The organism is Cellvibrio sp. QJXJ (genome assembly GCF_024452345.1).
Classification (GTDB): Bacteria; Pseudomonadota; Gammaproteobacteria; order Pseudomonadales; family Cellvibrionaceae; genus Cellvibrio.
The window spans coordinates 1,350,667-1,377,079 of sequence record NZ_CP101662.1; the positions used below are offsets into that span (position 1 = coordinate 1,350,667).

Sequence of the window (26,413 nt, forward strand, 5' to 3'; positions counted from 1 at the left end):
TTAGGCCACAGGGAAGCGCAGGAGGAAAACCCGTTTCCGCATTCACTCACACAGAGCCCAATGCTTTACACAGGCGACAAAAAAACTGCAGGGCTTAAATAAACACGTAGGAATAAACAGGCAGGAATAAATACACAAGAACAGACAAAACGCAGATAAAAAAATGCCCGCTGCGCAAATGCACAGCGGGCGAAGATGATTACGGGAGATCAATAATACTGCGGCGAATAAACCTGCTCCGCCTGCTGCCCGCCTAAAATCTGCTGGATGATTTCATTGTGCATGGCGAGTAATTTTCCGTTGCGTTCGTTGAGCGCTTTGGTCTCGCGGACAAAACCTTCCAATTGCGACCAGCGCGCTAACAGCTGCGCCGAATCAGGCAAGGTGCACAATAAATTGATTATGCCCTGGTTGCCTGCCGCCGCAGGAATAGCAAAGGCAGCCAATATTTTCCGGCGACGCGTGGCGCGGGTGGAAATAAAGTCAATGAGTACAAGAATCTGTTGGTTGAGCAGCTCAATTTGCTCGCAGTTGCGCAGCAATAGCTGTTCGTACAGGCTTTGCATTAAACCCTGCAAACACTGGTAGTCAGTGCAATCCTGTTCTATATCGCGCGCCGCCACCTGGACTAATTGCTGGGCGCGACTGATGTGTCCGCTGCCAGTCATAGATCGCTGCTGCGGTGATACGCCAGAATGCTGTGGGCGAGCACTTTTACATCGCTGCTTAACTCGCCGCGGGCCAATGCTTGTTTGATGGCGGTGACTTGGTCCATATCGATTTCCGGCAGTGCGCGCATGGCTTCCTGCAACTCTTCCAGGCGCGGTTCGGCCGTGCTGCTCTGCGCCGATGCCGCCGCTTTTGCCTGAGCTACAGCGTCGGTTTTGCCACTGGCTGAGGCCTCAGTGGGGGCACTGTAGCCAGATTTAATGTGCCTGCTGATTTCCATGATGAGATCCTGAAATAAGAGTGTTGCTATCAATTGTTGCGCTTCATTAGCGTCGTTACCAACACTAAGCGACCAATTTTGGCGATCACTTAAATCGCATTGCAAAAAATTTTAATGCGCCGGTTTACCGTCAGTCACAAACACTCCCCCTGCCGGTTAACCCTGCGCGCGCCACCAGGATTGTGCGGCAAGACCGTCCTGTATTTTTTGCTCCTGCTGATTGAGCTGCACTTGCCACTGCGCCATCTTGGCGTCGATCACATGGGCGACGATTTTCTCGCTGCGCATGGCCGCCATTAATTCCACCTGGATACGCGCCAGGTTTTCTTCCGCCAGCGTCAACTCGCGCTGTTGCAGCTCCACCATTTTGTGCAGAGTGGCTTTGTATTGCTGCTGGTTATTGCGCTGTAGCGGCGTAGTCATGGGCACGGTAAAACTGCACAGCCGGTTAAGGCCGGTAATATTGTTGCGATAGCGCTGGCAGAGGTTTTGTTGATATGTCACCCGCCCCAGCATTTGCTGCACCTTGGTGCCGCGCAAGCTCGCCAAACGGGATAAAACGGCTAATTGCTCTTTCATGGCTGCTGCTGACCTTAATGAACCCTGCCATTAACGAATAATAGTTTTGAGCCCGACAAGGCTCTGTTCCAGATCGGCGCCCGCGCCCACTTCCTGCCGCAAAAAGCGCTCAATGGCGGGCGCTAACTGCACCGACTGATCGGTTTTGAGATCCATACCCGGTGTGTAACCGCCCAGTGGGATCAGTTCTTTGATTTTTTCGTAGGTGCTGTAAAACTCTTTTAACTGCCGCGCTGCGCCCTGATGTGCCGGTTCCGTCACTTGGGTCATACAGCGGCTGACCGAGGCGGAAATATCAATCGCCGGGTAGTGCCCCACATCGGCCAAGCGTCGCGACAACACTATGTGACCGTCCAGAATGGCGCGGGCGCAATCCACAATCGGGTCTTGCTGGTCATCACCTTCGGCTAATACGGTGTAGAGCGCGCTCAAACTACCGCGCTCGCTTTCGCCATTACCGGCGCTTTCCACCAGCTCCGGCAACATGCCAAATACCGAGGGCGGATAGCCTTTGGTCGCAGGAGGTTCACCCAGTGCCAACGCAATTTCACGCTGCGCCATGGCATAGCGCGTGAGCGAATCCACCAACAGCAGTACGTCTTTGCCTTGATCGCGAAAATAGGCGGCGATGGTGTGGCACAACTCCGTGGCTTTCATCCGCATCAAAGGCGATTCATTGGCTGGTGCGACCACCACGACGGCTTTGCGTAAGCCTTCTTCGCCGAGTGAATGGAGGATAAATTCCTGCACTTCGCGCCCGCGCTCGCCAATCAAACCAACCACTACCACGTCGGCCGCGGTTTGGCGGGTGATCATACCCAGCAGCACACTTTTACCGACACCACTGCCCGCAAACAGCCCGACGCGCTGGCCTTTGCCGAGAGTAAGCAGTGCATTGATCGCCCGCACACCTACATCCAGGGGCGCCGATACCGGGCGCCGTTTAAGTGGATTTACCCGCGGTAATTCGGTGGGCAAGGTATCGCGACCACTGAGCTTGCCCAAATCGTCCAGCGGTTCGCCGAGGCCGTTGAGCACCCGCCCGAGCCAGGATTCATCGATCTGCAATAGGGCTTCGTCTTTAGCGGGAAATACGCGGGAACCGGCGGTTAAACCGATGGGTTTTTTGAACGGCATGAGGTAACTGATATCGCGGTTAAAACCGACGACTTGCGCTTCCAGCATGCTGCCATCGCCCTGCTCCACGTAGCAGCGCTGGCCAGTCATGCGCTGGCAACCGTGGCTTTCCAGCAACATGCCCGACACGCGCACCAAGCGGCCGCTGACCTTGGCCAGCTGTACGCGATCCAGCGAGCGCAGGGCATCGTCGAGCTTAAAATCCTCCAGCGGCGATGGGCTGCTCACGGGTTAGCCCTCGGCCAAATGCATATGTTCAGCCAGGGTATCCACACAGGCATCCAACCGCTGTTGGCAGCCAATATCCACCTCGGTTTGCGCGGTGACTATGCGGCATTCGCCCAGCACCAATTTGTCATCGGGCACCAACCGCCAGGCAGCAGCGCGACCGGGTGCCAGGTCTTTGATACGGTTGCATTCCTCAGGGTTGAGCAGCACATGTACATCGCTCTGCTCGGTGGGCATGGCGGCGAGCGCCTCTTCTGCCAGATTCAATAATTGTGTGGGGTGCAAGGTCAGCTCACAGCGAATTACCTGCTGAGCGACTTTTTTCACCAGTTGCAACAACTCGCGGCGGCGCTTGCGTTCAAAGTCCTCCATAAAGGCTTGCAACTGCTGGCTAATCTGGTCGAGAGGTTGGCTGGCGGTTTCAAACGCCTCACGCCCTTGCTGCCGCCCCTCTTCGCGGCCGCGCGCCACACCTTCAATATGCCCTTGGGTAAAACCATCGCGCTGCCCTTCTTCCTGCCCTTGAATCAAGCCTTGTTGATAGCCTTTTTCCGAGCCCTCCTGAAAACCATCGGCAATGGCGCGCTGGATCGCTTCCGGGTCACTGCCCCACTGGCTGGCCTGCAGGCTGGAATTGACATTGGCGCGTGGCGGAAAACGATACGGCCGCCACCCTTTACCCGCCCCTTTAAGCACTTTAACCGTCATATCTGCCCCTTATTCAACGGTCTGTTCGCGGAACAACTGCAATTGCACTTCGCCGTTGGCGGCCATGTCGCGCACCACCGCCATGATGTCTTTGCGGACTTGCTCAATGCGACTCAAGGGCACCGGCCCCTGACGGCGATTGATGGATTCCATCTGCTGCGCCTGCCGCTTGGGCATGGCCGCCATAATCGCTTTGACCAGCGCCGGTTCAGCACCTTTGAGCGCCACCACCCACTCATCCAGCGGAATAGCCTCCAGCAGGGCTTGCAATACTTCCTGACTTTGGCGCGAGAGGATAAAGAAGTCGTACATTTCATCCTCAATCTTGCCCACCAGATCTTTGTTGTGGGCGCGCAGTAATTCGAACATCTGGTTACGGTCGCCCTTAAAGCGATTCATGATGTCCGCCGCCTGCTTCACACCGCGCACACGCGAGCCCTGGGTGGACAATACCGACAAGCTGCGATCAATCAATTCTTCCAATTCCGCGATCACATCGCTGTTCACTTCGCTCAGGTTGGCGATGCGGTAGAGCATTTCATCCTGACTCGCCGCTGGCATACATTCGAGCACTTCACTGGCCATGGCTGGCGGCAGGAAGGCGAGGAACACAGCTTGCATTTGCGCGTGTTCCTTGGCGATGAGTGCGGCAAATTGGCGCGGGTCGATCCACTCCATTTTGGCCATCTTGGCGCGGATTTCTTCACCGTAGATGCTGTCGAGCAAGCCGCGGGTAATATCGCTGCCGAGTGCCTTGCCGAGCATGCCGGACAGATACGAACGCGACGCACCCTTGATGCTGCTCTGCTCTTTGTAGTCTTCAAAAAAGCGGCTGATCACTTCCGACACCATCGGCTGCTTCACATTGCTCAAGCGCGCCATGGCTTGGCTGATGCTGACAATCTCCTCGCGCGAGAAATGGCGCAATACACCTGCCGAGGTGGAATCGCCCATGCTCAGGAGCAGAATGGCGGCTTGTTCAACGGGGCTGAGCGCACGTGAGGCCACGCGCGCCGGAGCGTCTTTCAGCGCGGCAGAGCTGCGCTCATCAGCTGGCTGGATTGAGGGTTCTTTCATTTCGACCTATCCATTGTTTAATGACTTCGGACACACGTTCAGGATCATTTTTAGCCAACATCTGCAAATGTTCGATTTGCAGTTCCAGCCCCGAACCGGGTGCGGGCAGGCGAATTTCCGCGAGCGGATTAAATTCCCCCAGAATATGCGGTGCACCCTCGCTGCCGTAGCCGCGTGCCGGGTTCTGCTCGGTGCGCAGCGCCAAGGGTGGTTCCACCATGGGCGGCATTAACTGCTGGTTGGAGCGGATAAGGTTGCGCATGGCCGGGCGTACTACCATGAATAACAGCAGCAAACTCACCAGCCCAAACAAGCCCATTTTGGCCAGTTCATACACCCGGGCGCTCTCCCACCAGGGGATGTTCTCTACTATTTCCACCGGTTTGGTAAACGGAAACACACTCAGTGTCAGCAAGTCGCCGCGCTTCTCATCAAAACCGACTGCGCTTTTCACCATCGCTTCCAGCTCGGCGCGGGCTTCCGGTGTCCAGCCACCCTCGGGGGCACTGCTCGCGTTCAACACTACCGCCACACTCTGGCGCCGCAGGGCAAAGGGTGCGTGTTTGATATGGGTAACGGATTGGTCGTACTCCAACTGGCGATTGGATTCTTTACGCAGGGAGGTCGCCGCTTTATTTTCCACGCTGCTCTCGGCCACGGCTTCACCTTCAGCGGGTGCAGGGGCAGCCTCGGTATCGGCAGGGGGAACTTCTTCCGGTGGCGGTACCGGGCGGTTGCTCAGGGAACCGGGCACACCCAGGGCGAGCTGATCCAGCACACTTTCATCGCGCAGAATTTCCGAGCGCAGGCGCGGGTTATCGCCATAGGCTTGAAAGGTTTCCTCGCGCTGGCTGAAGTCGATATCCGCCGCCACGCTGATGCGGTAATTGCCTGCGCCCAAAATCGGCGCCAGCACCTCCTCCACATTGCTCACAGCCTTGGCTTGATAGCCATCCACCAGCTCCCAGCTTTGCGAGGGGCCCGCGCTTTCATTCAGGCCGCGCGATAAAAGCACACCCTGCTGATCGACCACACTCACATCGCCACTGGCCAGTTGCGGCACGCTGCTCGCCACCAGATTAACAATGGCACTGACCTGCTCCGGCTTGAGTTTGTAACCCGGCGCCAACTGCAACATCACCGAGGCTTTGGCCGGGTCGCGCTTGCTCACCACAAACGAGGTGCTCTCCTGCAAGGCCAAATGCACACGCGCCATGTCCACGCCTTTCATGGTCATAATCGAGCGCGCCAGTTCACCTTCCAGGCTGCGTTTTAAGCGCACGTCCTGCACAAACTGGCTGGAGCCGAGCGGCTCCTCTTTATCAAACAATTCATAACCCGAAGGCATAGCCACTTGAATGCCCTTGGCGGTGAGCAACATGCGCGCACGAGCCAACTGATCCTCGCGCACCAGTATTTGCCCGCTTTGCGGGTGCAGGTTGTAGCCAATCGCTTCGGCATCCAATACGCGCATCACTTCGGCGGCGGGATAGTCTTCACCTGCCCCATAAAGTGGGCGAAAGGAACCCTGGTCGCGCCACAAATACACCACCACGCTGATGGCGGCGATGGCCGCGATCACGGCCATCATCATCAGCGCGATGCGCGGGTCGAGCTTAAAACCGCCACCGTCCCGGCTGGATAACCTGTCTTTAATAAACTGCACCATATGAATATCTCATTGGTATGGAGGGGTTAGGAAATGGGGGATTAGAGCGGCGTGCGCATAATCTCTTCAAAGGCGCTGGTCACTTTGTTGCGCACCTGCATCAGCGCCGAAAACGACACGCTGGCCTTCTGGCTTTCAACCATGGCGCCCACCAAATCATCACTGGCACCGGAATCTACCGCAGCAGTCAAGGCGCCCGCTTTGTGCTGCTGGTTATCGATGGCTTTGAAAACATCACCAAAGGCTGCGCGAAAGCCGTCTTTGGGGGCAGCTTCCCCCGCCAACTCCATGGTTTCAAACAGCGGTGATGCTCCGATCACCGGGCCTTCGGCGCCTTGTTTCATCTGCTCCATGCGCCCTAACAAATCCTGCTGTACCTGTGTAATTGAATTCATAGCCACTGTTCTCTATCCACTGTTGTGTGCTGCATTAACGATAAGCGCGAGGGTTAAAAAGTAATCTGTACACCCTGCTCACGCATGGCGGTCAAGCGATAACGCAAGGCGCGCGGGGTCATGCCCAAACTCTCGGCCGCCTTGGTTTTATGGCCGCCAAAGCGGCGGATGGTATCTATTACGTGCTGGTATTCCGCCCATTTACCACTGGCGCGCAGGGCGGCTTTGCCACACATCTCCGCATTGAGATCGGCGCTCATATCGCCCGCAAGGGATTTCATCGGCGCACCCGTATTGACTGCCGGCAAGCTCAAACCCAGATCCTGCGGCTGGATAAACAAACCATTGCGCAGCACCAATGCACGCTGCAGCATATTTTCCAACTCGCGCACATTGCCCGGCCAATCGTGCGCCAGCAGTGCCTCGCAGGCGGCGGGAGTAAGCAGGTCATCGCGCTGTTCATGGGGCGCATGTTTGCGAATCAGGCGACGAGCGAGCGGCAACACATCGTCTTTGCGCTCGCGCAGCGGGCAAATATGCAGGGGCAATACATCCAAACGGAACATCAAATCGGCGCGGAAACGGCCTTCGGCCACCTCCTGCTGCAAGTCGCGGTTAGTGGCGGCGATAATGCGTACATCAAGCGGGATCTCTTTATGCCCGCCCAAGCGCTCTACCCGCTGCTCTTGCAGTACACGCAATAACTTGGCTTGCAAGCCCAGCGGTAATTCGCCGATTTCATCCAGCAGCAAGGTGCCGCCATTGGCTAATTCAAACTTGCCGGGCTGGGCGGCAGTGGCACCGGTAAAGGCGCCGCGCTCATGGCCAAACAATAGGGATTCGAGCATTTGCTCGGGGATAGCCGCGCAGTTCACGGCAATAAAAGGAGCGCTGTCACTGGCAGCAAAACGGTGGATATAACGCGCCATCATCTCCTTGCCAGTGCCGGTTTCACCGGTAATCAGGATCGGCGCGCGTGCCAGCGCCACCCGCTGGGCCATAGCCAATAACCGGCGACCCGCTTGCGAACAGGAGACAAAACTCTCCTCGGCGGCCAAACCGGACTCCTGCCGTTGCAGCAAGGCGTTAAGTTGCGGCGCGCTAAACGGCGCCAATAAATAGTCCACACAACCCAACTCCAGCAGCGCGGCGGCTTTTTGTTGATCGGCGTATTCCACCACCGGAATCACACTGATATTAGGGGCATCGCCAATCATCGCGCCAATGCGCGCAAACAGGCTGCCGCCAGTGAAGCTGCTGACAAACACAAATATCAGGCTGGCCTGGGCGATAAGGCTGGCGCTCAGTTCGGAAAACTGGGCGCAGTGAATAATTTGGCAATTGCGATGCGCCAACCCGCTGGTAAGCAGGCTGTAACCATCGTCGCGCGAGTGACCGAGAATAATGACCTTGCGCGCCGCAACCGACTCGCCGAACAGGCGGTCACTGGCGCGGCTATTGCCTCTTTCACTGGTCTTGCTCACAGCAGCAACGTTTATTGATTGGCTTGTAGACATCACCGTCAATCACCTTTTGTGGGTTGCATCCCGATTGTTGGGTTAACCCGGTACGCCGGGTCAGGTTCAGGGTATGAAGCTGTTTTTTTTGCACAGCGCTAAAGTTTTTTCGCCACCGGGTCGCTTTGTTAGATCACAACAACTGTGTGATACAACGCCACTTAACCTGTGAACCACTTCACGCATCCGAACCATAACAAGCCCCTCACCAAGCGCTAAATCATTTGGCATCAAATAAAATCAAAACAGCTAAAAACCCCTCACAAACAGCTTTTGATATCTATTGATTTAATTTCGCCGCGCACTCGCTCCTATACTCCGCCCGCAACGAGAGCTGACTTTGTTATCAGTCTCCCCGTGATATGCATCACAGCCACACATATCTCAGCGACACCTATCCAGTACAGGAAATGCGCATGACAGGTAATGCGAAAGTTCAGCACAAGGTAGCCAGCGACCAGCTGATTCGGTTAAAGCCGCAGAAGCTGGGGCGCCACTATCACAAGATTCCCATGTACATTCGGGAGCTTTCCAACAAGTACCCACGGGTGATTAGCGATTACTTTTTGCGCAACTACCGGATTAATCTGGAGCTGATCAATGTGGTGGTGCATGAGCAACGCGCTACCGATGCTGAATGTATTTACCGTTCGGCGTTGGGCAAGGTGGGGTTTTCCATGGATCGCACCCTGCTCACCGAAGTGTTGGAGTGCTATTACGGCGGCATTTGCCTGCCCAACCAGGACGCGCCGCCGGTGAGTATTTCCGAGCAGCGTATGCGCAGCCGCCTGGGTATAGATGTCGCGCAAATTTTTGCCCAGGCGCTGCTGGCCGGTGAAACCTTTGGCGATCTCAAGGCGTTTGATAACGCCTACGAGGAGATCCAATGGGAGTACATCGCCGAGTTCCAGTACCACAGCCATATCACCAATAAACAGGCATCCATCTTTATTTATCTGGATACCCAACTGGTCGATGAACTGACCAGCCGCATGGCACCTCCACCGCCACCTACGACCGGCGTCAGCCCCATCCAGCTAATCAAACACCTGCCGGTCAGGCTCAACTGTGTGATTGCCTCCCTGCAAATGCCGCTCGCCCAGGTGCTGGCGCTCAACACTGGCGACATAGTGATGATGCGTATGCGCGACCGCTGCGATGTGGAAATCAATCAGGAAAAACTCTTTCGCGGCGCCCTCTTTGAAGACGATGGCGCCCTCTTTTTAACTTCACTGGAGAGCGTGAAAACATCATGAACAATTCTTTTAGCGACAGTGACTTTGACAATTTGATGGGTTCCAACGACTTGGGCCTGCCGCCGCTCACCAGCGAACCCAGCGCCCCCGAAGCCCCCGCCATAGCGCAACAGGATTTAAGTTTCTTCGGCAAGATTCCGGTCAATGTCACCCTGGAAGTGGCCTCTACAGAAATCCCGCTCAAGGACTTGATGGAAGTGGATATCAGCAGCGTGATCATGCTCGACAAACTCGCCGGTGAACCGTTGGACGTGAAGGTCAACGGCACCCTGTTCGCCAAAGCGGAAGTGGTGGTAATGAACGGCAACTACGGTTTGCGCATCGTGGAATTAAGCGGTACCAAACTGGACGGGTTGACAGCATGAGTGCCAGGCGCCGACTGCTTGCGGGCGTAACACTCTTATGCGGCTTAATGCTCAGCCCCTTGGGTGCCTGGGCGGCGGGTGGCGATATTCCGCTGCTGCAGTTCAACGACACCGCAGGCGGCGGTCAGGAAATGAGCGTAAAGCTGCAAATTCTGGTGCTGATGTCGCTGCTCGGGTTTTTGCCCGCCATGCTGATGATGATGACCTGCTTTACCCGTTTTATTATCGTGCTGGCGATTTTGCGCCAGGCGATTGGCTTGCAACAAAGCCCGCCCAACCCGGTATTAATCGGCGTTGCCCTCTGCCTCACCCTGTTGGTGATGCGCCCGGTCGGGCAAGAAATTTACACCAAGGCTTACGTGCCCTTTGAGGCCGATCAAATCACCCTGCAACAGGGTTTAACTGAAGCCAAACATACCCTGAGCCGCTTTATGTTGGCGCAAACCAGCAGCAGCTCACTGGACACCATGCTCGCCCTCGCCGAGGAGGAGCGCCCGAACGATCTGGCCGAGCTGGACTTTTTTGTACTGCTGCCCGCCTTTGTATTAAGCGAATTAAAAACCGCCTTCCAAATCGGCTTTATGATTTTTGTGCCCTTTTTAGTAATCGACCTGATTGTCGCCAGCGTGCTCATGGCCATGGGCATGATGATGCTCTCGCCCATGATGATCTCACTGCCATTCAAATTGATGGTGTTTGTTTTGGTAGATGGCTGGACGCTGCTGGTCGGCACACTCACTACCAGCATCCAACCCTTTTAGCGACGCTCAACAGCACCACCTCTACCCACGGAATCGCCATTTATGATGACCCCTGAAGCGGCTACTACGCTGATCGCCAATGCGATTTACATCACCGGTTTGGTGGTGTGTGTACTCATTGTGCCCAGTTTGATTGGCGGTTTGCTGGTGAGTATTTTTCAGGCCGCCACCCAAATTAACGAACAGATGTTGAGCTTTTTGCCACGCCTGTTAATCACCCTCGCCATGTTGATATTTGCGGGCACCTGGATTCTGCAAACCCTGAGCGATTTGTTCGTGGAAATATTCCAGCTCGCGGGCAGTTTGGTCGGCTAGCGCCATGGTCACGGCCACGCCCCTGCTTGACGCCAGCCAGCTCATGCATGACATGCAGGCTTACTGGTGGCCGTTTTGTCGCCTGCTGGCACTGTTCAGCATGGCGCCGCTGTTTAATCACAAAGCGGTATCCATTCGTATTCGTGTACTGCTGGCGTTGGGCATTACCGCCGCACTCACCAATGCTTTGCCAGTGCCGCCGGATATTAATCCGCTCTCGCTTAAAGGTATTTTCACCAGCATTGAACAGATTTTATTTGGCGTATTGCTCGGGCTAATGCTGCAACTGGTATTTATTATTTTCATGCTGGTGGGCGAAGTTATCTCCACCCAAATGGGCATGAGCATGGCGCGCTATAACGACCCGACCAACGGTGTTTCTTCATCGTCGATTGTGTACCAGCTTTATTTTATTTTGCTGGTGTTTATCTTTTTTTCTATCGATGGTCACCTGCTCACGGTAAGCGTTATTTACCAAAGTTTTCTCTATTGGCCGGTCGGTGGCGGTTTGCATTATTTAGGTATTGAAGGATTTTTGCGTGGCATGGCCTGGATGTTTTCTGCTGCCGTACTGATTAGTTTGCCGATTGTTTTTTGTATGGCACTGGTGCAATTTTGTTTTGGTTTGCTCAACCGCATTTCACCGGCCATGAACCTTTTCTCGCTCGGTTTCCCGATTACGATTTTAGTCGGCCTGCTGTGCATTTATTTAACCCTGCCCAATATGCCGCAGAGTTACCTGCATTTAACCCGCGAATTGCTCGATACCATAGGGCGCATCTTGCAGGAGGGAAGCCGTGTCTGAACACAGTTCCCAGGAAAAAACCGAAGAGGCCAGCGCGCAGAAACTTAAAAAGAGCCGCGACGAAGGTCAGGTCGCCCGCTCGAAAGATTTAGCCACCACTATCTCGCTGTTGGTAACCCTGTTTGTACTCAAATACAGTTTTGGTTTTTATGCCGATACCCTGCATGAAAGTTTTCGTATTTCCTACATCAACTTTCATCAGGCAGAAATGGATTTAAACGATCTGCCACTGCTACTCACCCAGAATTTATTATTGTTCGGCATGCTGTTATTGCCACTACTGATTACACCACTGCTGGTGATATGCCTGTCGCTGGTGCCCGGCGGCTGGGTATTTGCGAGCAAAAATTTTATGCCACAATTTAGTCGGCTCAATCCATTAAAAGGCTTGGCAAAAATTGTGTCGGCACAGAACTGGAGCGAGCTGCTTAAATCCCTATTAAAAATTACTGTATTGCTGCTCGCCGCCTGGTGGCTAGTGATAGATGCCAGTGCGCGCCTGCTGGAATTCCAACGCATGGATTTAACCAGCGCCATCACCCAGGCGTTTGACCTGCTGTTTAATACCACGCTGATTTTGCTGGCGGTATTTGTACTTTTTTCGGTAATTGATATTCCCTTGCAGCGCTTCTTTTTCCTGAAAAAATTGCGCATGACCAAACAGGATGTCAAAGAAGAACACAAAAATCAGGAAGGCCGCCCGGAAGTCAAAGCGCGCATCAAACAACTGCAGCGACAAATGCTACAGCGCCAAATTAATCGCGTGATAAAAAATGCCGATGTAGTGATTGTGAACCCACAGCATTACGCCGTCGCACTCAAGTACGACCTTAAAAAAGCCAAGGCGCCTTATGTACTCGCCAAAGGTGTGGATGACATAGCGCTCTACATTAAAAAACTCGCCGCCAAACACCAACTGGAAATTGTGGAAGTTCCACCGCTGGCGCGCGCGATTTATTTCACCACCCAAATTAATCAGCAAATTCCCGCCCCGCTCTATACCGCCGTGGCGCATGTGCTGAGTTACATCTTGCAACTGCGGGCTTACCGGCAGGGGCGCAGAAATAAACCGCAATTGGCGAACAACCTTAATATTCCGGCCAGCATGGCCAACAGGACTTAACCATGAATTTACTCCAGCAACTTATGCCGAACCTCCGCAGTGGCCGCATTGGTATTCCGCTGCTGATTTTATCGATACTGGCAATGATTATTTTGCCGCTGCCACCGCTGCTGCTGGATATTTTATTTACCTTCAATATCGCCGTATCCATTCTGGTATTACTCACCAGTGTGTCCACCAAAAGCCCGCTGGATTTCTCGCTTTTTCCCACGGTGATATTGGTCACCACCTTGATGCGTTTGTGTTTAAACGTGGCCTCTACCCGCGTGGTATTACTCGAAGGCCACACCGGCACCGAAGCCGCCGGTAAGGTGATTGAAGCCTTTGGTGAGGTAGTGATTGGCGGAAATTTTATTGTGGGTATGGTGGTGTTCATGATTTTAATGATCGTGAACTTTATCGTAATCACCAAAGGCGGCGAACGTATTTCTGAAGTGACCGCGCGCTTTACGCTGGATGCATTGCCCGGTAAACAAATGGCGATTGATGCCGACTTGAACGCCGGTTTAATCAGCCAGGAAGATGCCAAACAACGTCGCCAACAAGTATCCAAAGAAGCGGATTTTTACGGTGCAATGGACGGTGCATCCAAATTTGTACGCGGCGATGCGATTGCCGGTATTTTAATTCTGCTGATCAATTTATTCGGCGGTTTTGCCATCGGTGTGTTTATGCACAACCTGAGCGCGGGCGAAGCCTTCCAGCAATATGCGCTACTCGCCATTGGCGATGGTTTGGCCGCACAAATTCCCGCACTGCTGCTCTCCACAGCGGCGGCAATTATTGTTACGCGTATTAATGAATCCTCCGAAATTACCCAACAAGTCCAGCGCCAAATGCTGGCGACACCATCGCTGCTGTACACCGTGGCAGGGATTTTATTTTTACTGGCACTGATTCCCGGCATGCCCAAACTGGCGTTTATGACTTTTGCCGCACTGATTGCCTTTATTGGTTGGCGCGTGTCACTCAACCCCAATCCCGCTGACGCCAGCCTCGATGAAGCCGAGGCTATCACCGCGGCTATGGGTCAGGAGCAAGCGCAACATTTGGCATGGGACGATATTCCGGCGGTGGAATCCGTATCTATTTCACTCGGTTACAAACTGGTGGGATTAGTGAACCAAGCCGCAGGCGCACCACTGGCTCAACGTGTGCGCGGTGTGCGGCAAACCCTGTCGGAAAATTTAGGATTTTTATTGCCCGAAGTACAAATCCGCGACAGCCTGCGGCTCAAGGCGGCGCAATACAATATTTACATTAACGGCGAAAAAATTGACGGCGCCGAGCTACATGCCGATCGCCTGATGGCCATTCCCTCCCCCGAACTCTACGGCGAAGCCGACGGCATTTTAGGTATCGACCCCGCCTACCGCATGCCAGTGGTATGGATTTTACCGAGCGAAAAAACCCGCGCGTTAAATTTGGGTTATCAAGTCATTGATTGCGCCAGTGTCATCGCAACCCATTTAAATAAAGTGATTCGCGCACACTTACCGGAAATTTTTAAACACGACGATGTAGAACATTTAATGCAGCGCCTGGCGCAGCTCGCCCCCAAATTAGCGGATGCCTTAAAAACCCAACTCAGCTTTACCCAACAGCACAAGGTGTATCGCCAATTGCTGCAAGAGGAAGTGTCGTTAAAAGATATTGTCAGCGTCGCCACCGCGCTGGTAGAAGGCAGCGAAAGCACCAAAGACCCGGTACTGCTCGCCTCCGATGTACGCTTTGCCCTGCGCCGCAATATTGTGTCCAGCATTGCGGGTGATCGCAGTGAGTTATCGGTATTTGTCTTGGATAACACCCTGGAAAACACCCTGCTCAGCGCGCTTAGCATTGCCAAACAAGCGGGGCCAGTGAGTTTGGATAATATTCCGGTAGAGCCCAACCTACTCAACCAATTGCAAACGTCTATGCCGGTAGTCAAAGAAAAACTGCGCAGCGAAGGCCACCCGCCCATTCTGGCCGTTATGCCACAATTGCGCCCGCTGCTAGCGCGTTATGCACGGGTATTTAGCCCCGGCCTGCATGTGTTATCGCAAAATGAAATACCCGAGAAAGTGGGTGTAAATATTTTGGGGAGCCTTGGATAGAAGCCGTTGGCGAGGCAGCCAGGCTTCTTATTCTTCGTCGAAGGCGTTACGCATGATGCGTAACTTTTCCACCAGGGCGGTGAATTCTGCTGAGGGCTGTTCCAGAATAAAACCCGCTTCAAAATAACCGGTTTTTTCATTCACACCGGACCAACGACAACTTGCCTGCAAATCAATTTGCAGCAATTCATTTTCCGCGAGGCGCATGCGCAGGCGTAAATCCCTGTGCGAGCCAGGCTCTATCGCCGTGTCGCTCAAGAGCTTGAAACCAAATTCCGATACATCGCCCACATAACCAATAAGCGCGCCGCTTTTGGGGTTACTCACCTTAACGCGGAAGATGGAGCGAAAAATAAGCCGACTTTGATTGCGCATAATAACCCCCAAAAAACAGTGCTAAAACGGGTAAGGCGACCACCAGCGCCAAGTTATTAAATCGCCACACCTGAGACTGGTTATTAAATCGTCATACCTGCGCACGCAGGTATCCAGGTAAAGATTAATCTGCCTGCTCCGCACTGTTCACCGGCTCAATCGGCACCAATTCCAAGTGCAACCCGCTTTTAGTCACCATGGCGGATGGGCTGCGCCCCGGTGTTTTTACCGAGAGCGGTTTGTTCGTCGCAAGCTCTGCCTGCGCCATAGCGGCTGCCAGCTTTTTGCGCTCGGCGATTTTCTCCAACTGCTGCGCCATTTGCCGGCACTTGTCGGCTTGCGCTTGCATGTTGGGCAGCTGTTCCAAAATGGTGGATAACAAGTAATACGCCTGGGGCAATTCGGCGTAATCCGGGAACTGCTTATGCATGCCGTTAAGTAATTTCACCGCCAGTGCAACATCGCCCTGCTGTTTTAACGAGCTTGCCAGTTGTACGCGCAGTGCGGGTGCGTCGGGTAGAAAGTCGGGCGCAATCAAACGTATTTGTTTGAACACCGGCGTGAGTTTGTCGGTGCGTTTTTTGCGATTGAGAAAGTGCAAATAGGTCGAGCCGAAATCCGCCATCAGCGCAGTTTTTTTGCAGGTGTACAGCAGCTCAAAAAATTGATCGAAAAAACGCGCATCGTTGGGGAATTGTTTAAAGGCTTGATAATAAAGCGTCACCACCCGCTCGTAATCGCCCTCTTTTAACAGCACTTGAATTTGCGCCGCTAAACGATCTGCCGCCTCGCGTTTGGGTTGTTCCTCCTCGTCATCGCTGCGTGCGCTGTAACCCAGTTGGTCTTGATACTGGAACAGCATGTAGCCCATCAAGTGAAATACCACCAGCGTGTAATAGCTGGAGACCATGGATTGAAACACGTAAGACACCGCCGGAAATAATTGGCCGATCCATTCCTGCAGCAAACCAACCGAGGTCATCATGATCAGGATAAACACCATCAACAAACCGTAGGGCAAACCAATCGCGCCGATTAACGCCAGCGCCGCCATAGGGTTAATAGCCTCCAGCATACTTTCCGTTTGCGCAAAACGAATCAGAATTGCCGGGAAACAAATCACCACGATAAAACCCAGCAAACCACCAACGGCTGGGCCAAGGTAATTCGCCGCCGCGCCCACCAATAACACCAACACTACCGTGATCACCAGCAGCTTTAACAGCAGGCTAATACCACCTTGATAAGCATCCAATACATCCGGCGCTTTCATCTCGCCCAGCGCGGTGTGCTCAAGGCAGGTCAAACTGTATTTGAGCAGCGCACCGGCGGCGAATAAATACAGCAGCAGCGACAAAATCCATAAAAACGGCATGAGCATGGCTAATACCGAGGCGATGGAGGTAATCACAATCAAACTCATGGATGAGGCATTGAGCGGATATTTAAACGCCTCAGGCAACCGCCGCCAAAATGGTTCGGCTTTGTTGCCCGAACCCAAGCTTTCCAGATTGTGACCGCACACAAAACAACGCGCGAGCACTGGCTCGTCGTCCACGCAGTGATCGCACTGGTGCACCTTGCACTGCTCACAATAATAAGTCGCACCGTCCAGCGGATGATATTTACAGTACTGCACGCTCGGCTCCCTGTCCGGTGGTTGTAGAGAATTGTGTGGCAAGTTGTTCGTAGTGATCGCGTTTAGTCATATCGCGCAACCGTAAAAACGCTGCCGCCAATTTAGTCGCCAACACACTCATGGCGGGATTAGTGCAACCCTTTTGCGTCAGTTGGATAAACAATTGCTCCGCCGCGCGCGGATTTTCCAGCGCCGCAAATTGCATGGCTAATTTTAGCGCGGCACTTTCCGTTAAGGATTCATGTACATCCGGGTTATCCACCCACACCCGCTCCAGTTTTTTAATCTGCTCCGGTGTGAGTAAGGGCAAGGTCAGCAGTGTGATCACTGCCGGGTTTAGCGCCGCACCGCGTTCAATTTTCAACAGGTTGTAGCGAATCATCACCAACTCAAATTGATTGCCTTGCGCGGCGATAAGCCCATCCACTAATTGCAGTGCGCGCTCAAAGCGGAACTTTTCAATGGCTTCATAAATTTCCGCCATGGTTTTTTGCGCCGGGTCTACACCCTGCTCGTTATTAATATAATCGTCATTAAACAGCGAGCGATTCAGCAGCCACGCCGCACCAATTAACAGCGCACCCGCAATAAACCCACCGGCGTGCGCCATAAAGGCGACGTTGGAGTCGGTATCGGTTTGATACTGGTAAATTTCCTTGCCGATATAAAACGGCAAAATAAGCAGCGCGGGCGCGCGAAAGTAACCCACCAAAAAGAAGAACCAATAAAAGAACTCGATCTTCTTAAAGCGAAACACCGCGAGGTACATGGCCATCACCCCGGAGATAGCACCGGAAGCACCGATCAACGGCTGGCTACTCGTCCAATCCGTCGCCACCTGCGCAAAACCTGCGCCCACACCCGACAGCAAATAAAACAGCAAAAACCGCCAATGCCCAATCGCCGCCTCTACCGCAAAACCGCACACAATCAGGAAAAACATATTGCCCAGCAAATGCATAATGTCGCCGTGCAAAAACTGGTGGGTTAAAAAACTGGGGATGGATAATTTATTCGCCTGCAAACCATTGGCGACATAACTGAGCGACTGAATCAGCCCATGCAAGCGCGCCCGCTCCGTAACCCACTGCTCAAAACGATCCGGCGTGAGGTAACTGCGCACGTTGGTTTGCAAGTAGTGGTAAAAATCCTCGCGCATCAGCAAGTCGGCAATTATGTAGTCGTACTCGGCCTTGGCATATTGGCGGCGATACTCCTCCAACTGCGCATCGCCCTGCTGCTCCAGGTACTTCTCAAAAATCGGCCATTCATCCTGAATAAAGCCCTGCGCGTGATAGCTGCTAATGGCCTCCACAATTTTGGGGGTATCGCTGCTTTGGTACAGGAAAAACACCATCACATTGATAAACACCAAGGTGCACAGCACAAGGGGCGCATGGCGCCAATCGAGGGACTTTTCAGTAGGGACAATGATCATTTGTTATCGTACATTCCGTTTGCGTGTGTGAACCAGCGCAAATACTAACCTTGAGCACACGCAAAGTCGATGCAGACCCGACCGGTTATTCCAGCAGAACAACTGGCCAATTATTGAACGAATAAAAGGTAACGAATATTAACTATAGGTTTTTGCCGAGGTTGTTTATATAATCCCGCCCGCACGTCCCTGTAGTTTAATCGGATAGAACGTATGCCTCCTAAGCGTATGATGTGGGTTCGATTCCCGCCGGGGACGCCATTTTTTCCTTCGTAGTATTTCCCTTCTGCTTCACCCCAAACAACACAGCTTAAAAATTAATTTATTCGGTTATACGTGGCCTGTATGAAACCTAGCGGAATACGGGGTTTTATTGTTTTTTTTTAAAAACACCCAACCGCGATAAATTTCCAAGGCACAAACAAAATTTGAAGCACCTCACTCTTTTTAAAGGGTTGGATAGTAGAATTCATGCCGTTCTTAAACATCACAACAAAGGATCACCACACCATGAATGGTAATAAAATCTGGGTTATTGACCACAAAGCCTCATTAACTGCTTATTCCCCAATGAATATTGATGGATCTGATTGGATTCTTGGGGTTTATCTAGTTGCTGCTGACTCAGCCCAAACAGCCCAAGAGAAATTCGATTCTTTTCTACAACAAGAGGAAATGGAATTAATTGAAATTTTTGATGTTAGCCACTTTGAAGAAAGTAAATTTAACGACAGTTCCAATAGAAGCAAACAAATTACCAATGCAAACCGGCTAATTTGCGAGCAAGGAGGCGACTGTTATGTTTTTGCCAGAACGTCTGAATCATTAGCGCAAGGCGCAGAGGGAGATAATCAAAATGACTAAAGAGAAAGGAGCTCTAACGATTGCTGAAGGAACCCCAGCCTACAAGACTGATGCAGATATTATTTTCAACAACGGCAAAGACAAAAAAGATTTTGTATTAAGAACTTGCTATGACGATATAAGTGTATGGAAGTCTAAACACGGCATTTCCATATCGGGTTTCAAAGATAAAAGTGTATCGCCACAAAAATGGGCAGCGAAAATAGACAAGGATTATTGGGTTTTTGGCGTAGACGCCCAAAAACCTGATGATATTTTTGCAGCCGTAAAAATCGGCATGCGTTGCTACAACGTTAAGGCATCGGATTTAATTAGCGATATTTATGTAAAAAATCTCAATGTCGAAAATGAACACCAAATTGGCCGTGACGCGATAGTTAACGTCAATCAAAAGCTTTATGAAGGCGTTTGCAAGGCAATTGTTCAAGCAGCAAAGCTATTAGGTGTTCAAGGCATCTTAAACTTTCATGTATTCAGCAATATTAAAAACCCAAAAATCCCAATGGAATCACTGCATAAAGCACTGAAAGATGGAGGCGCAGAATCCGTAGTCACCGATGAAACACCTCATAAATTTAATGTAAGCAGTAATGATGGACGCAGGGTATTTGAAAATTTAATTAGCCACTTTCATTTAGCAAAATTCAGACTATAAAGGCCGTCGCCTCCTCCAAAACTAAACATCACCGCAAAAAAATACCCAAGGGACCCTTGGGTATTTATAGGGGCGGAAGCTGAAGGACTCAAAACGGCCAGAAGTGGACATCAGCGCTTTATGTAGGCTGGTCAGTATGCCCAACTACATTCTAAGGCTGAATATCTTTCCAAACCCAAACAAGACCTTGAGCATAGGCTGAAGCCTTTGCACCCGCATGAGCCATATTCTCTACGCCGTAGTTCATTAGCTGCAGATTCGTGCTTTTCCTATTTTTAATTTTATTCTGGAATTTAGAAACAGATGCTACAAAGGCTGGTGCTTCATTCGACCCATAGGAGATAAAAAGCCGAGCGCTGAACTTGCTGTTTGCTTTAAAGAATTCATCATCTAGTTGACTGATGTATTGATTGTCCCAAGGAATTGCAGGGCTAACTGCAATGCATCGCGTAAATAACTCTGGTTCGCTGTACATGGCATAAAGTGCAAATAGTCCGCCAAATGACCAGCCTGCAATAGTGCGCTGACGGGTATCAATCCGGTATTCACTTTCCACTTTTGGGATAATCGTTTCTTTAATAAATGTCAAAAATGCTTCGCCACCGCCCGAATCACTAACAAAATTCTCGTCCTTTGTTGGCGTTAAATCCTTGGTGCGTAGCGCTGTATAGTTGGGCTTTACACCGGAATAGGTAATACCAACCATCACCAATTCCGGTACGGCTTTGTCGAAGGCCAGATCCTGGTAAATGGAACTCAACAATGGCGCGTCCCACTGAGCATCCGTGTAATACAGTATGGGGTAGCGTTTATTGGGTGAGTTTTTATAGCTGGCGGGAAGCGATATAACTAACTCATACGCAATACCCGATGGCGACGTTATTGCCACCTTGTGAGTATGCGGTAGCTCAAAACTTTTTGTGGAATTCAACTCGGCAGCCAAAACCCGTAGCGGCAGCATTGCACACAAACAAAATAAAATCGCGATCCTCAAATTAAACATAATGTAATCCTTGAATTTATTTCCTAATGCCGTAATTTTTTATGGGTTTCCGTTGAAAATACTATTTGCTCAAGGGTATGTTTCGACCAAGAACAGGCAGTTATTAATTATTTCGCTTGATTCAAAAAGTTAGCTATGCCAATTCGGGAAGTTTTGCTCTGTATTCATCCTGAAATTTAGGTGTGTTGTGTCATGCGTAATCTCTTATAATTCTTGAATCAGAGGTGTCCGTTCCTGCAAAAACATTTTCTACTTGATATCAATAGAATTTAAAACCTGAATGAGAGAATATTAAATGTTTCAATAACAATGTTTATGTACTTGCCATGACCATGATGCCTGCGGTCAAAAAAATCGACGAAAAGCCTTTGCCAGTCTTCATTCAAATTGACAAATCTATCAGCTACAGCCTTGCTTTCCCTTGCAAGCATTACTGCAATCACCTCATGATCTTCAGGATATTTGTGCTCATTAGGGATTAGTTTTGGTAGATCTTTGACATTCAGAAGATTTAAAATCTCTTTCGCAGTTACTGTGTTTCGGAAGATGCTATCTGTAATTTTTGGTTCAAAGCAAAATAGAAAAACGCCAAATACTCTAAGAAATTGAAATCCAGTTATTAAATTAGGAGCCAATCCATTGTTTGATGTAAGTGCTTGATATATCTCTAAGTATCGTACAAAAGTTTCTACCTCCCTAAGCGATAGCCCATTGATATCTATGAGCAATTCAATAAATTTTTTTACTCTGTAATCGGAGCGAGCAAGATTAGTATTTTGCAAACTTGAGCTTTGATTAACAAGGCAGTAAAAATGTGTTGCAGTTGCGAGAGTCCTATCATGCCTGCTTTGGGTTAAGGTGTTCGGTAATGAAAACCGGAATCTCAAAAATTTGTCCAAGTAACGTTGCGATTCAACCTCACTGCCATATCGATGGTTGATGGCTGCAGTCAATTGTTTGGTGTTGGTTATGAGTACAAATTTAACTCCCACAACATCAAATGTGTGCTTAATTACTTCAATCATCTCTAAAGAGAAGTCGGGGCGACAACGATCTAGCTCATCAATGAATATAACTATTGGTGATTCCTCAGCAATTCGGGTCAAGATTTTTTGAAGCGCATTTAGGCTTTCTTCTGCTTTCTCATGTTCTTTAAGAAGCGCCTCAACTGAGGCGTCAATAATTTTTTCCGTCGTTTCCTCAAAAACGTCTTCGAGTTCATCAGCTATGTCATCTGCATTTTTTCTTAGCACATGACCTACGCCTACCTTCAATGCTGTCTTTAATCCATAGCGTATAACTGGCAATGCTTTTTGAATAAGCCCCTTGCGTTGCTCACCCTCAGGTAAAAGTTTTAGTACTTCAGCCAGAATAGTCATCAACGGATTATCAGCATGATCTGCCTTGAAAGCATCCACATAAACAATCCGGTACCTGTCGTGTTCCGCTTTAAATTTATTAATTAACTTATGGCAGAACTCTGTTTTCCCTGTGCCCCAATCACCATCAATAACCATTGGTGATACATGTGCATCAGAAACTAGTAACGAAATGACTTTGGTTGCAACGGGTTCTCGCTGGAATTCATCTCTTCCTTTTTCACCTTGAAAGCAGCGTTCAAAAGCTATGTTAGACATTAATCAACCTTCCTATTTTCCATGGTTTTAAATACTTGATGTTATTTTGTTACGGTATTTTTCAAGGTATCTATTCCCGGCATGGTCGGGCCATGCTCCTGAGCCAGCAAGCCAGTTTCACTTCGGCTGAATAGTGCCTGTAACACAATATCCCGAGATTCTTTGTCTATAGCTGCTTCGTTTGATAGGGACAAATAGAGATACGTTAGCTGCTCCCTTTCTTGTGCATCACGCATTAAGTGAAAAGAGCTAAAAGCTAGTCGTGAGAAAATTCGGAGAACAAATGCATAAGTGGCAACAATTGACCCGAAAAGAATAACTCCTTGAAAACTATTTAGTTTTAATTCGAGTTCTTTACCGTTGAGCCAATGTACAAAAAAGTCTTGGAAATTTATAAGCGCAAAAAACACTAGTAATACGATTGCAGTAACCCATGTCCAACCTTGTTTGTTATAGCGAACTGCAGCTTTATTCCAGTATTGTGCTGGCTTATCCAAGCGAAGTTTTTCTTCGTAAGTGTTCTCCAAAGCGGTAATTGAGGTGTTCCACTCTCTCAACTTTTCCTCAAAATTCTTATCTTGAGTTATTGCCTGCTGTTCGTTAGCTTCTTTATGATTTTGGATAACGGTCTTTGCTTCCTCGCGATTTCCTGCATCCCATTCGCTAAAGTCCTCTTGAGAATCTGCAATTTCGGAGAAGAGCTTTTCCTGTGCTTTCTCTAGGCGATCTCGCAATTGGTTAATGGATTGCTTTTCGCTGTTGCGACGCTGGAATATTTCGGAATTCTGAGTAATGTACTCATATCCGGAGATTAACCCTATGAGGATTTCACTATTGTTTATTGATCTTACTGACCGGTGAACAACTAATGAAAAAAAGGCATTTGCAGATTCCTCTCCATGTTTCTCCAGCACATCGAGAAAGCTCTTGGTAAAACCGTGAGCACTCCATATCCAATGGTTGCTTAAAAATGCTCTTTGTGAGGAAAGAATATGATTAATTGCATTTGATAGTTGATCATCACTCAAAGTAGAAGAATCATCTATTCCGGAAATGATTGAGGTAAAAATATTATTTGCCGAAAAACAGCCATGAGAGCGTTTTGATTGGTTGCTATTTATAGAATCTTCCGATCTCCAGAATTCAGCCTCATCTTTACAGAATACAAGAAGCTCTTTAAGGCTTGTAAAGTTTCTATTAAAGCCTGCAGAATCCGATATTCCGATACTAATTTTTTTATCTACCATGTGGAGTCCTTCTATTGCTACAAGCTAAACTTTAAAAATCAGTTATGTTGATGCACGCTTATTGTTTTTTCATTGTATGCAATCAATTAATTTCGATTATGAAAAAATGATGTATTATTAGTCTCCCCATACATTAGCAGAGGCGGAATCAAAAAATGATATTTCTAATGGGTGCTTTGCGTGACGTTGTGCTTGCATCCACTGCGCGCGACTGATTATTTTTTTATTGGTCTCGCTCGCAGGGTCTCCGTACAAGCTTATATACAGCTTTTGGAACTTTCCGCGAGCCATTCGAATCAAAATATGATCATCATTTTCTGCCAAAGAATGACCAAATATAAAAAAACAATGATTTTTAGTTTCCGCATTAGAGGTTAAGACTTTAAAGCCTTGATATAAATATGCATTATGCCTAATTTTCGATTTCTTTTGCTGGCTAGTTCCCTCCGCAACAAAAAGTGGGAATTTATTCTGGCTTATTGCATTTCTGGCTTGATCAACTAAGCGATCACCACTCCTAACCCAAGTGTATTTTTGTAATTCCGACCCTGCATCAAATAGATGCAATGCTCCATGTAGGAAAAATATATTAGCTGAATGCGCTGCTGTTTCACCTTGCCAAACAACGTAGTCTGCCGATGGATTGTTTTCGTCATTTCCAAAACTATCGTTTTTCTTTAGATTTAAATCATCATTATCGAATGGGTTTTCATTATTCATCAGAGTCCAGTACAGTAATAGATCATAGTTGAGAGTAAATACATACCCGTTTTTATTATTGTCCGCTCCGATAAAGTTGTATAAAAACTCCTTACATGCCCAAGTGCGAGTTGCGTCAATATCCTGAGGTCTGTCTGGGTGATTCTTGGCGATGGTGCCAACCAGAATATCTTTGAGGGTTGTGGCATGGCTACACATAAGCTCTGCTATCTCAGTTGAGCCTTTCATATAAACTGGAATCAAGGTTGCTGCATTTTCCAGTGACTGAATGACCACCTCAAAATCTTGTGTCCCCAATTTTTGAAAAATTTTCTCGGCACCAGGGATATTTGAAAAATCCGCTTGTTCGTAAAGTGATCCATAGTGAAATATATCAGGCTGGCATGAAATGCTAAAGCCGTTCCCCAGTAATAGGTGTCGTTTTGAATATTGATCGGAGTCATCAAGTGCCTCTAAAAAGGTAAGAATTTTAGTCATTTCATAACCCCATTCAATTAACTTGCATCCTACGCTTACCCGTCAACAGCTGTTGCTTTAACACCTTTTTTTCGTTTTTTAAAACGACGAGCTTTTTTTAAAGAATTGCAATTTTTTGTTACTTTCTTATCTGAGATTACAACTTCCGCTTTGGGCACCTTTCTGCCCTTCCTCGATTTTCTTCACGATTTAAATCTACTTCAGTAAAAAATTACAAAGCACTAACTCTGCAATATTTGAATGCAGAAAGACACAAGCGAGGAAATTAAAACAGCGGAGAGAGTAACTACATCATCCGATGAAATAGTTCCCGTGGGTGAGCCTTGCTGGCAAGTCGTCCCATTGGTTTTTCTGGAGCATAAGCGATGCAAAGTGTTTTGTGAATAACATCACATTACATTTATTACCGCATTAGATGTAAGTAGGCGGAAACGGCGACTGTTTGGGGAATAATTATTTTTATAATCAATAGCTTATTGGCTTTTATACTCTGCAAACCATGAGTCTGCCATCATATTGACGATACAAACAAGAAAGCCAAACCACTACGCAAGACTGTCGGGAATATGACAATACAAAATCTATAACGAAGTGCTGCGCTGCTTATTTCGCCCGCGAGCACAGGAATTACTAGCCCTTCACAATAAATCCACGTTACGAATATTATGGATACCCGCGTTCGCGGGTATGACGGGAAGAATATTTTGTGGGTACTCGCGTTTGCGGGTATGGCTGAAAGGAGATAAGTAATGAGCGATGCCATGTTATTTGAGGATGGAAAATTGCGTTGCCGTTGGTGCAGTGCGGCGCCTGAATTCCTCGCGTACCACGATAGTGAATGGGGCTTTCCCGTTGCCGATGATTTCAGGTTGTTTGAGAAAATCAGTTTGGAAGGGTTTCAGTCCGGCTTGAGTTGGCGAACGATTCTTGCGAAGCGGGAGAATTTTCGTAAAGCGTTTGTGAATTTTGATTTCAATAAAATCGCCCGCTTTACCCCCGCCGATGTTGAGCGCCTGTTGCAAGATGAAGGCATAGTGCGGCACCGGGGAAAAATTGAGGCAGTTATTAATAACGCCCGCTGCGTGCAGGAGTTAGTTGCCACCGAGGGATCGCTGGCAAATTTTGTGTGGCGTTATGCGTTACCCGCGAATGCGCAAGTAAAACCACAATCGCAGTCCACTTCACCGGAATCGGTAGAGCTATCCAAAACCTTAAAAAAACGCGGCTGGAAATTTGTCGGCCCCACTACTGTGTATGCCTTTATGCAGGCCATGGGGTTGATCAATGACCATGTGGACGATTGCATTGCCCGCAAAAAAGCAGATCTCGAACGGAAGACATTTTTGGCAGAGTGGAACAAGAAGTAATCACCACGCTG

The 26,413-nt window shown here is 49.6% G+C and carries 27 protein-coding genes and 1 tRNA gene; 11 read left to right on the plus strand and 17 right to left on the minus strand.

Going from position 1 to position 26,413, the window contains the following annotated elements; translation table 11 throughout:
* Positions 1-209: 209 nt before the first annotated feature.
* The 9 genes from flgN to NNX04_RS05810 form a co-directional block, all read right to left on the minus strand.
* On the minus strand, positions 210-668 hold the full coding sequence (flgN, locus tag NNX04_RS05770; RefSeq protein WP_261947768.1) for a flagellar export chaperone FlgN: 459 nt from the start codon (positions 666-668) through the stop codon (positions 210-212).
* On the minus strand, positions 665-949 hold the full coding sequence (flgM, locus tag NNX04_RS05775) for a flagellar biosynthesis anti-sigma factor FlgM (RefSeq protein WP_040391595.1): 285 nt from the start codon (positions 947-949) through the stop codon (positions 665-667). The genes flgN and flgM overlap by 4 nt, the downstream gene beginning before the upstream one ends.
* 156 nt (positions 950-1,105) lie before the next feature.
* Positions 1,106-1,528 carry a flagellar FliJ family protein gene (locus NNX04_RS05780; protein WP_007640488.1) on the minus strand — a complete coding sequence of 141 codons (423 nt, stop codon included), beginning with the start codon at positions 1,526-1,528 and terminating at the stop codon, positions 1,106-1,108.
* 30 nt (positions 1,529-1,558) lie between these two features.
* Positions 1,559-2,893, minus strand: a complete 1,335-nt coding sequence (gene fliI / locus NNX04_RS05785; protein ID WP_007640486.1) for a flagellar protein export ATPase FliI — start codon at positions 2,891-2,893, stop codon at positions 1,559-1,561.
* Between the two features lie 3 nt (positions 2,894-2,896).
* A complete protein-coding gene (gene fliH, locus NNX04_RS05790; RefSeq protein WP_261947769.1) occupies positions 2,897-3,601 on the minus strand; it encodes a flagellar assembly protein FliH in 705 nt (234 codons plus the stop codon).
* Positions 3,602-3,610: 9 nt separating this feature from the next.
* On the minus strand, positions 3,611-4,678 hold the full coding sequence (locus NNX04_RS05795; protein ID WP_007640482.1) for a FliG C-terminal domain-containing protein: 1,068 nt from the start codon (positions 4,676-4,678) through the stop codon (positions 3,611-3,613).
* Entirely contained in the window at positions 4,650-6,347 is a 1,698-nt protein-coding gene (gene fliF, locus NNX04_RS05800) for a flagellar basal-body MS-ring/collar protein FliF (RefSeq protein WP_261947770.1), read from the minus strand. The genes NNX04_RS05795 and fliF overlap by 29 nt, the downstream gene beginning before the upstream one ends.
* Positions 6,348-6,388: 41 nt before the next feature.
* A complete protein-coding gene (locus NNX04_RS05805) occupies positions 6,389-6,742 on the minus strand; it encodes a flagellar hook-basal body complex protein FliE (protein ID WP_315973078.1) in 354 nt (117 codons plus the stop codon).
* Between the two features lie 53 nt (positions 6,743-6,795).
* The gene (locus NNX04_RS05810) at positions 6,796-8,259 is read right to left on the minus strand and encodes a sigma-54 interaction domain-containing protein (protein WP_261947771.1); all 1,464 of its coding nucleotides are present in this window, start codon (positions 8,257-8,259) and stop codon (positions 6,796-6,798) included.
* Between the two features lie 416 nt (positions 8,260-8,675).
* Here NNX04_RS05810 and NNX04_RS05815 point away from each other — a divergent pair, with 416 nt between their 5' ends.
* The 7 genes from NNX04_RS05815 to NNX04_RS05845 are packed head-to-tail and all read left to right on the plus strand — an operon-like array spanning position 8,676 to position 14,980.
* Entirely contained in the window at positions 8,676-9,515 is an 840-nt protein-coding gene (locus NNX04_RS05815; protein WP_040391593.1) for a FliM/FliN family flagellar motor C-terminal domain-containing protein, read from the plus strand.
* The gene (gene fliN / locus NNX04_RS05820; protein WP_007640472.1) at positions 9,512-9,880 is read left to right on the plus strand and encodes a flagellar motor switch protein FliN; all 369 of its coding nucleotides are present in this window, start codon (positions 9,512-9,514) and stop codon (positions 9,878-9,880) included. The genes NNX04_RS05815 and fliN overlap by 4 nt, the downstream gene beginning before the upstream one ends.
* Entirely contained in the window at positions 9,877-10,641 is a 765-nt protein-coding gene (fliP, locus tag NNX04_RS05825) for a flagellar type III secretion system pore protein FliP (RefSeq protein ID WP_261947772.1), read from the plus strand. The genes fliN and fliP overlap by 4 nt, the downstream gene beginning before the upstream one ends.
* A 42-nt stretch (positions 10,642-10,683) precedes the next feature.
* Entirely contained in the window at positions 10,684-10,956 is a 273-nt protein-coding gene (locus NNX04_RS05830; RefSeq protein WP_040391591.1) for a flagellar biosynthetic protein FliQ, read from the plus strand.
* A 4-nt stretch (positions 10,957-10,960) separates the two neighbouring features.
* Complete coding sequence (gene fliR, locus NNX04_RS05835) at positions 10,961-11,761, plus strand: flagellar biosynthetic protein FliR (protein WP_007640466.1); 801 nt, start codon at positions 10,961-10,963, stop codon at positions 11,759-11,761.
* Positions 11,754-12,884 (plus strand): flagellar biosynthesis protein FlhB, encoded by a 1,131-nt coding sequence (gene flhB, locus NNX04_RS05840; RefSeq protein WP_261947773.1) that lies wholly within the window; start codon positions 11,754-11,756, stop codon positions 12,882-12,884. Before fliR ends, flhB begins: the two co-directional genes overlap by 8 nt.
* Positions 12,885-12,886: 2 nt before the next feature.
* Complete coding sequence (locus tag NNX04_RS05845) at positions 12,887-14,980, plus strand: flagellar biosynthesis protein FlhA (protein ID WP_007640461.1); 2,094 nt, start codon at positions 12,887-12,889, stop codon at positions 14,978-14,980.
* Positions 14,981-15,007: 27 nt separating this feature from the next.
* Here NNX04_RS05845 and NNX04_RS05850 read toward each other — a convergent pair whose 3' ends face one another.
* The 3 genes from NNX04_RS05850 to NNX04_RS05860 form a co-directional block, all read right to left on the minus strand.
* A complete protein-coding gene (locus NNX04_RS05850) occupies positions 15,008-15,355 on the minus strand; it encodes a PilZ domain-containing protein (RefSeq protein WP_261947774.1) in 348 nt (115 codons plus the stop codon).
* Positions 15,356-15,479: 124 nt separating this feature from the next.
* The gene (locus NNX04_RS05855) at positions 15,480-16,994 is read right to left on the minus strand and encodes a hypothetical protein (RefSeq protein ID WP_261947775.1); all 1,515 of its coding nucleotides are present in this window, start codon (positions 16,992-16,994) and stop codon (positions 15,480-15,482) included.
* Complete coding sequence (locus NNX04_RS05860) at positions 16,981-18,432, minus strand: rhomboid family intramembrane serine protease (protein WP_261947776.1); 1,452 nt, start codon at positions 18,430-18,432, stop codon at positions 16,981-16,983. Before NNX04_RS05860 ends, NNX04_RS05855 begins: the two co-directional genes overlap by 14 nt.
* 185 nt (positions 18,433-18,617) lie before the next feature.
* Here NNX04_RS05860 and NNX04_RS05865 point away from each other — a divergent pair.
* The 3 genes from NNX04_RS05865 (at position 18,618) to NNX04_RS05875 (ending at position 19,951) form a co-directional block, all read left to right on the plus strand.
* A tRNA-Arg gene (locus tag NNX04_RS05865) sits at positions 18,618-18,693 on the plus strand.
* Between the two features lie 249 nt (positions 18,694-18,942).
* Positions 18,943-19,296 (plus strand): hypothetical protein, encoded by a 354-nt coding sequence (locus NNX04_RS05870; protein ID WP_007640450.1) that lies wholly within the window; start codon positions 18,943-18,945, stop codon positions 19,294-19,296.
* Positions 19,289-19,951 carry a hypothetical protein gene (locus tag NNX04_RS05875; protein ID WP_007640449.1) on the plus strand — a complete coding sequence of 221 codons (663 nt, stop codon included), beginning with the start codon at positions 19,289-19,291 and terminating at the stop codon, positions 19,949-19,951. The genes NNX04_RS05870 and NNX04_RS05875 overlap by 8 nt, the downstream gene beginning before the upstream one ends.
* Positions 19,952-20,102: 151 nt before the next feature.
* Here NNX04_RS05875 and NNX04_RS05880 read toward each other — a convergent pair whose 3' ends face one another.
* From NNX04_RS05880 to NNX04_RS05900, 5 genes are all read right to left on the minus strand, one after another.
* Positions 20,103-20,954 (minus strand): alpha/beta hydrolase, encoded by an 852-nt coding sequence (locus NNX04_RS05880; protein WP_007640448.1) that lies wholly within the window; start codon positions 20,952-20,954, stop codon positions 20,103-20,105.
* Between the two features lie 269 nt (positions 20,955-21,223).
* Complete coding sequence (locus NNX04_RS05885; protein ID WP_007640446.1) at positions 21,224-22,591, minus strand: KAP family NTPase; 1,368 nt, start codon at positions 22,589-22,591, stop codon at positions 21,224-21,226.
* Between the two features lie 41 nt (positions 22,592-22,632).
* A complete protein-coding gene (locus tag NNX04_RS05890) occupies positions 22,633-23,838 on the minus strand; it encodes a DUF6161 domain-containing protein (RefSeq protein ID WP_007640444.1) in 1,206 nt (401 codons plus the stop codon).
* A 117-nt stretch (positions 23,839-23,955) separates the two neighbouring features.
* Entirely contained in the window at positions 23,956-25,035 is a 1,080-nt protein-coding gene (locus NNX04_RS05895; protein WP_007640443.1) for a DUF4917 family protein, read from the minus strand.
* Positions 25,036-25,070: 35 nt separating this feature from the next.
* Positions 25,071-25,193, minus strand: a complete 123-nt coding sequence (locus NNX04_RS05900; RefSeq protein WP_255321698.1) for a hypothetical protein — start codon at positions 25,191-25,193, stop codon at positions 25,071-25,073.
* Positions 25,194-25,784: 591 nt separating this feature from the next.
* Here NNX04_RS05900 and NNX04_RS05905 point away from each other — a divergent pair.
* The gene (locus NNX04_RS05905) at positions 25,785-26,402 is read left to right on the plus strand and encodes a DNA-3-methyladenine glycosylase I (protein ID WP_261947777.1); all 618 of its coding nucleotides are present in this window, start codon (positions 25,785-25,787) and stop codon (positions 26,400-26,402) included.
* The last annotated feature ends 11 nt before the right edge of the window (positions 26,403-26,413 follow it).

Bases quoted from the DNA above. Each gene is read 5' to 3' on its own strand.
- NNX04_RS05875 (WP_007640449.1), top strand. From the start codon at position 19,289: ATGACTAAAGAGAAAGGAGCTCTAACGATTGCTGAAGGAACCCCAGCC.
- NNX04_RS05795 (WP_007640482.1), bottom strand. From the start codon at position 4,678: ATGAAAGAACCCTCAATCCAGCCAGCTGATGAGCGCAGCTCTGCCGCG.
- NNX04_RS05810 (WP_261947771.1), bottom strand. From the start codon at position 8,259: ATGTCTACAAGCCAATCAATAAACGTTGCTGCTGTGAGCAAGACCAGT.
- NNX04_RS05815 (WP_040391593.1), top strand. From the start codon at position 8,676: ATGACAGGTAATGCGAAAGTTCAGCACAAGGTAGCCAGCGACCAGCTG.
- NNX04_RS05870 (WP_007640450.1), top strand. From the start codon at position 18,943: ATGAATGGTAATAAAATCTGGGTTATTGACCACAAAGCCTCATTAACT.
- NNX04_RS05830 (WP_040391591.1), top strand. From the start codon at position 10,684: ATGATGACCCCTGAAGCGGCTACTACGCTGATCGCCAATGCGATTTAC.
- flgN (WP_261947768.1), bottom strand. From the start codon at position 668: ATGACTGGCAGCGGACACATCAGTCGCGCCCAGCAATTAGTCCAGGTG.
- NNX04_RS05885 (WP_007640446.1), bottom strand. From the start codon at position 22,591: ATGTCTAACATAGCTTTTGAACGCTGCTTTCAAGGTGAAAAAGGAAGA.
- NNX04_RS05805 (WP_315973078.1), bottom strand. From the start codon at position 6,742: ATGAATTCAATTACACAGGTACAGCAGGATTTGTTAGGGCGCATGGAG.
- NNX04_RS05890 (WP_007640444.1), bottom strand. From the start codon at position 23,838: ATGGTAGATAAAAAAATTAGTATCGGAATATCGGATTCTGCAGGCTTT.
- NNX04_RS05850 (WP_261947774.1), bottom strand. From the start codon at position 15,355: ATGCGCAATCAAAGTCGGCTTATTTTTCGCTCCATCTTCCGCGTTAAG.
- fliR (WP_007640466.1), top strand. From the start codon at position 10,961: ATGGTCACGGCCACGCCCCTGCTTGACGCCAGCCAGCTCATGCATGAC.
- fliP (WP_261947772.1), top strand. From the start codon at position 9,877: ATGAGTGCCAGGCGCCGACTGCTTGCGGGCGTAACACTCTTATGCGGC.
- NNX04_RS05845 (WP_007640461.1), top strand. From the start codon at position 12,887: ATGAATTTACTCCAGCAACTTATGCCGAACCTCCGCAGTGGCCGCATT.
- fliN (WP_007640472.1), top strand. From the start codon at position 9,512: ATGAACAATTCTTTTAGCGACAGTGACTTTGACAATTTGATGGGTTCC.
- flgM (WP_040391595.1), bottom strand. From the start codon at position 949: ATGGAAATCAGCAGGCACATTAAATCTGGCTACAGTGCCCCCACTGAG.
- NNX04_RS05905 (WP_261947777.1), top strand. From the start codon at position 25,785: ATGAGCGATGCCATGTTATTTGAGGATGGAAAATTGCGTTGCCGTTGG.
- NNX04_RS05880 (WP_007640448.1), bottom strand. From the start codon at position 20,954: ATGTTTAATTTGAGGATCGCGATTTTATTTTGTTTGTGTGCAATGCTG.
- NNX04_RS05860 (WP_261947776.1), bottom strand. From the start codon at position 18,432: ATGATCATTGTCCCTACTGAAAAGTCCCTCGATTGGCGCCATGCGCCC.
- fliF (WP_261947770.1), bottom strand. From the start codon at position 6,347: ATGGTGCAGTTTATTAAAGACAGGTTATCCAGCCGGGACGGTGGCGGT.
- NNX04_RS05895 (WP_007640443.1), bottom strand. From the start codon at position 25,035: ATGACTAAAATTCTTACCTTTTTAGAGGCACTTGATGACTCCGATCAA.
- fliH (WP_261947769.1), bottom strand. From the start codon at position 3,601: ATGACGGTTAAAGTGCTTAAAGGGGCGGGTAAAGGGTGGCGGCCGTAT.
- NNX04_RS05780 (WP_007640488.1), bottom strand. From the start codon at position 1,528: ATGAAAGAGCAATTAGCCGTTTTATCCCGTTTGGCGAGCTTGCGCGGC.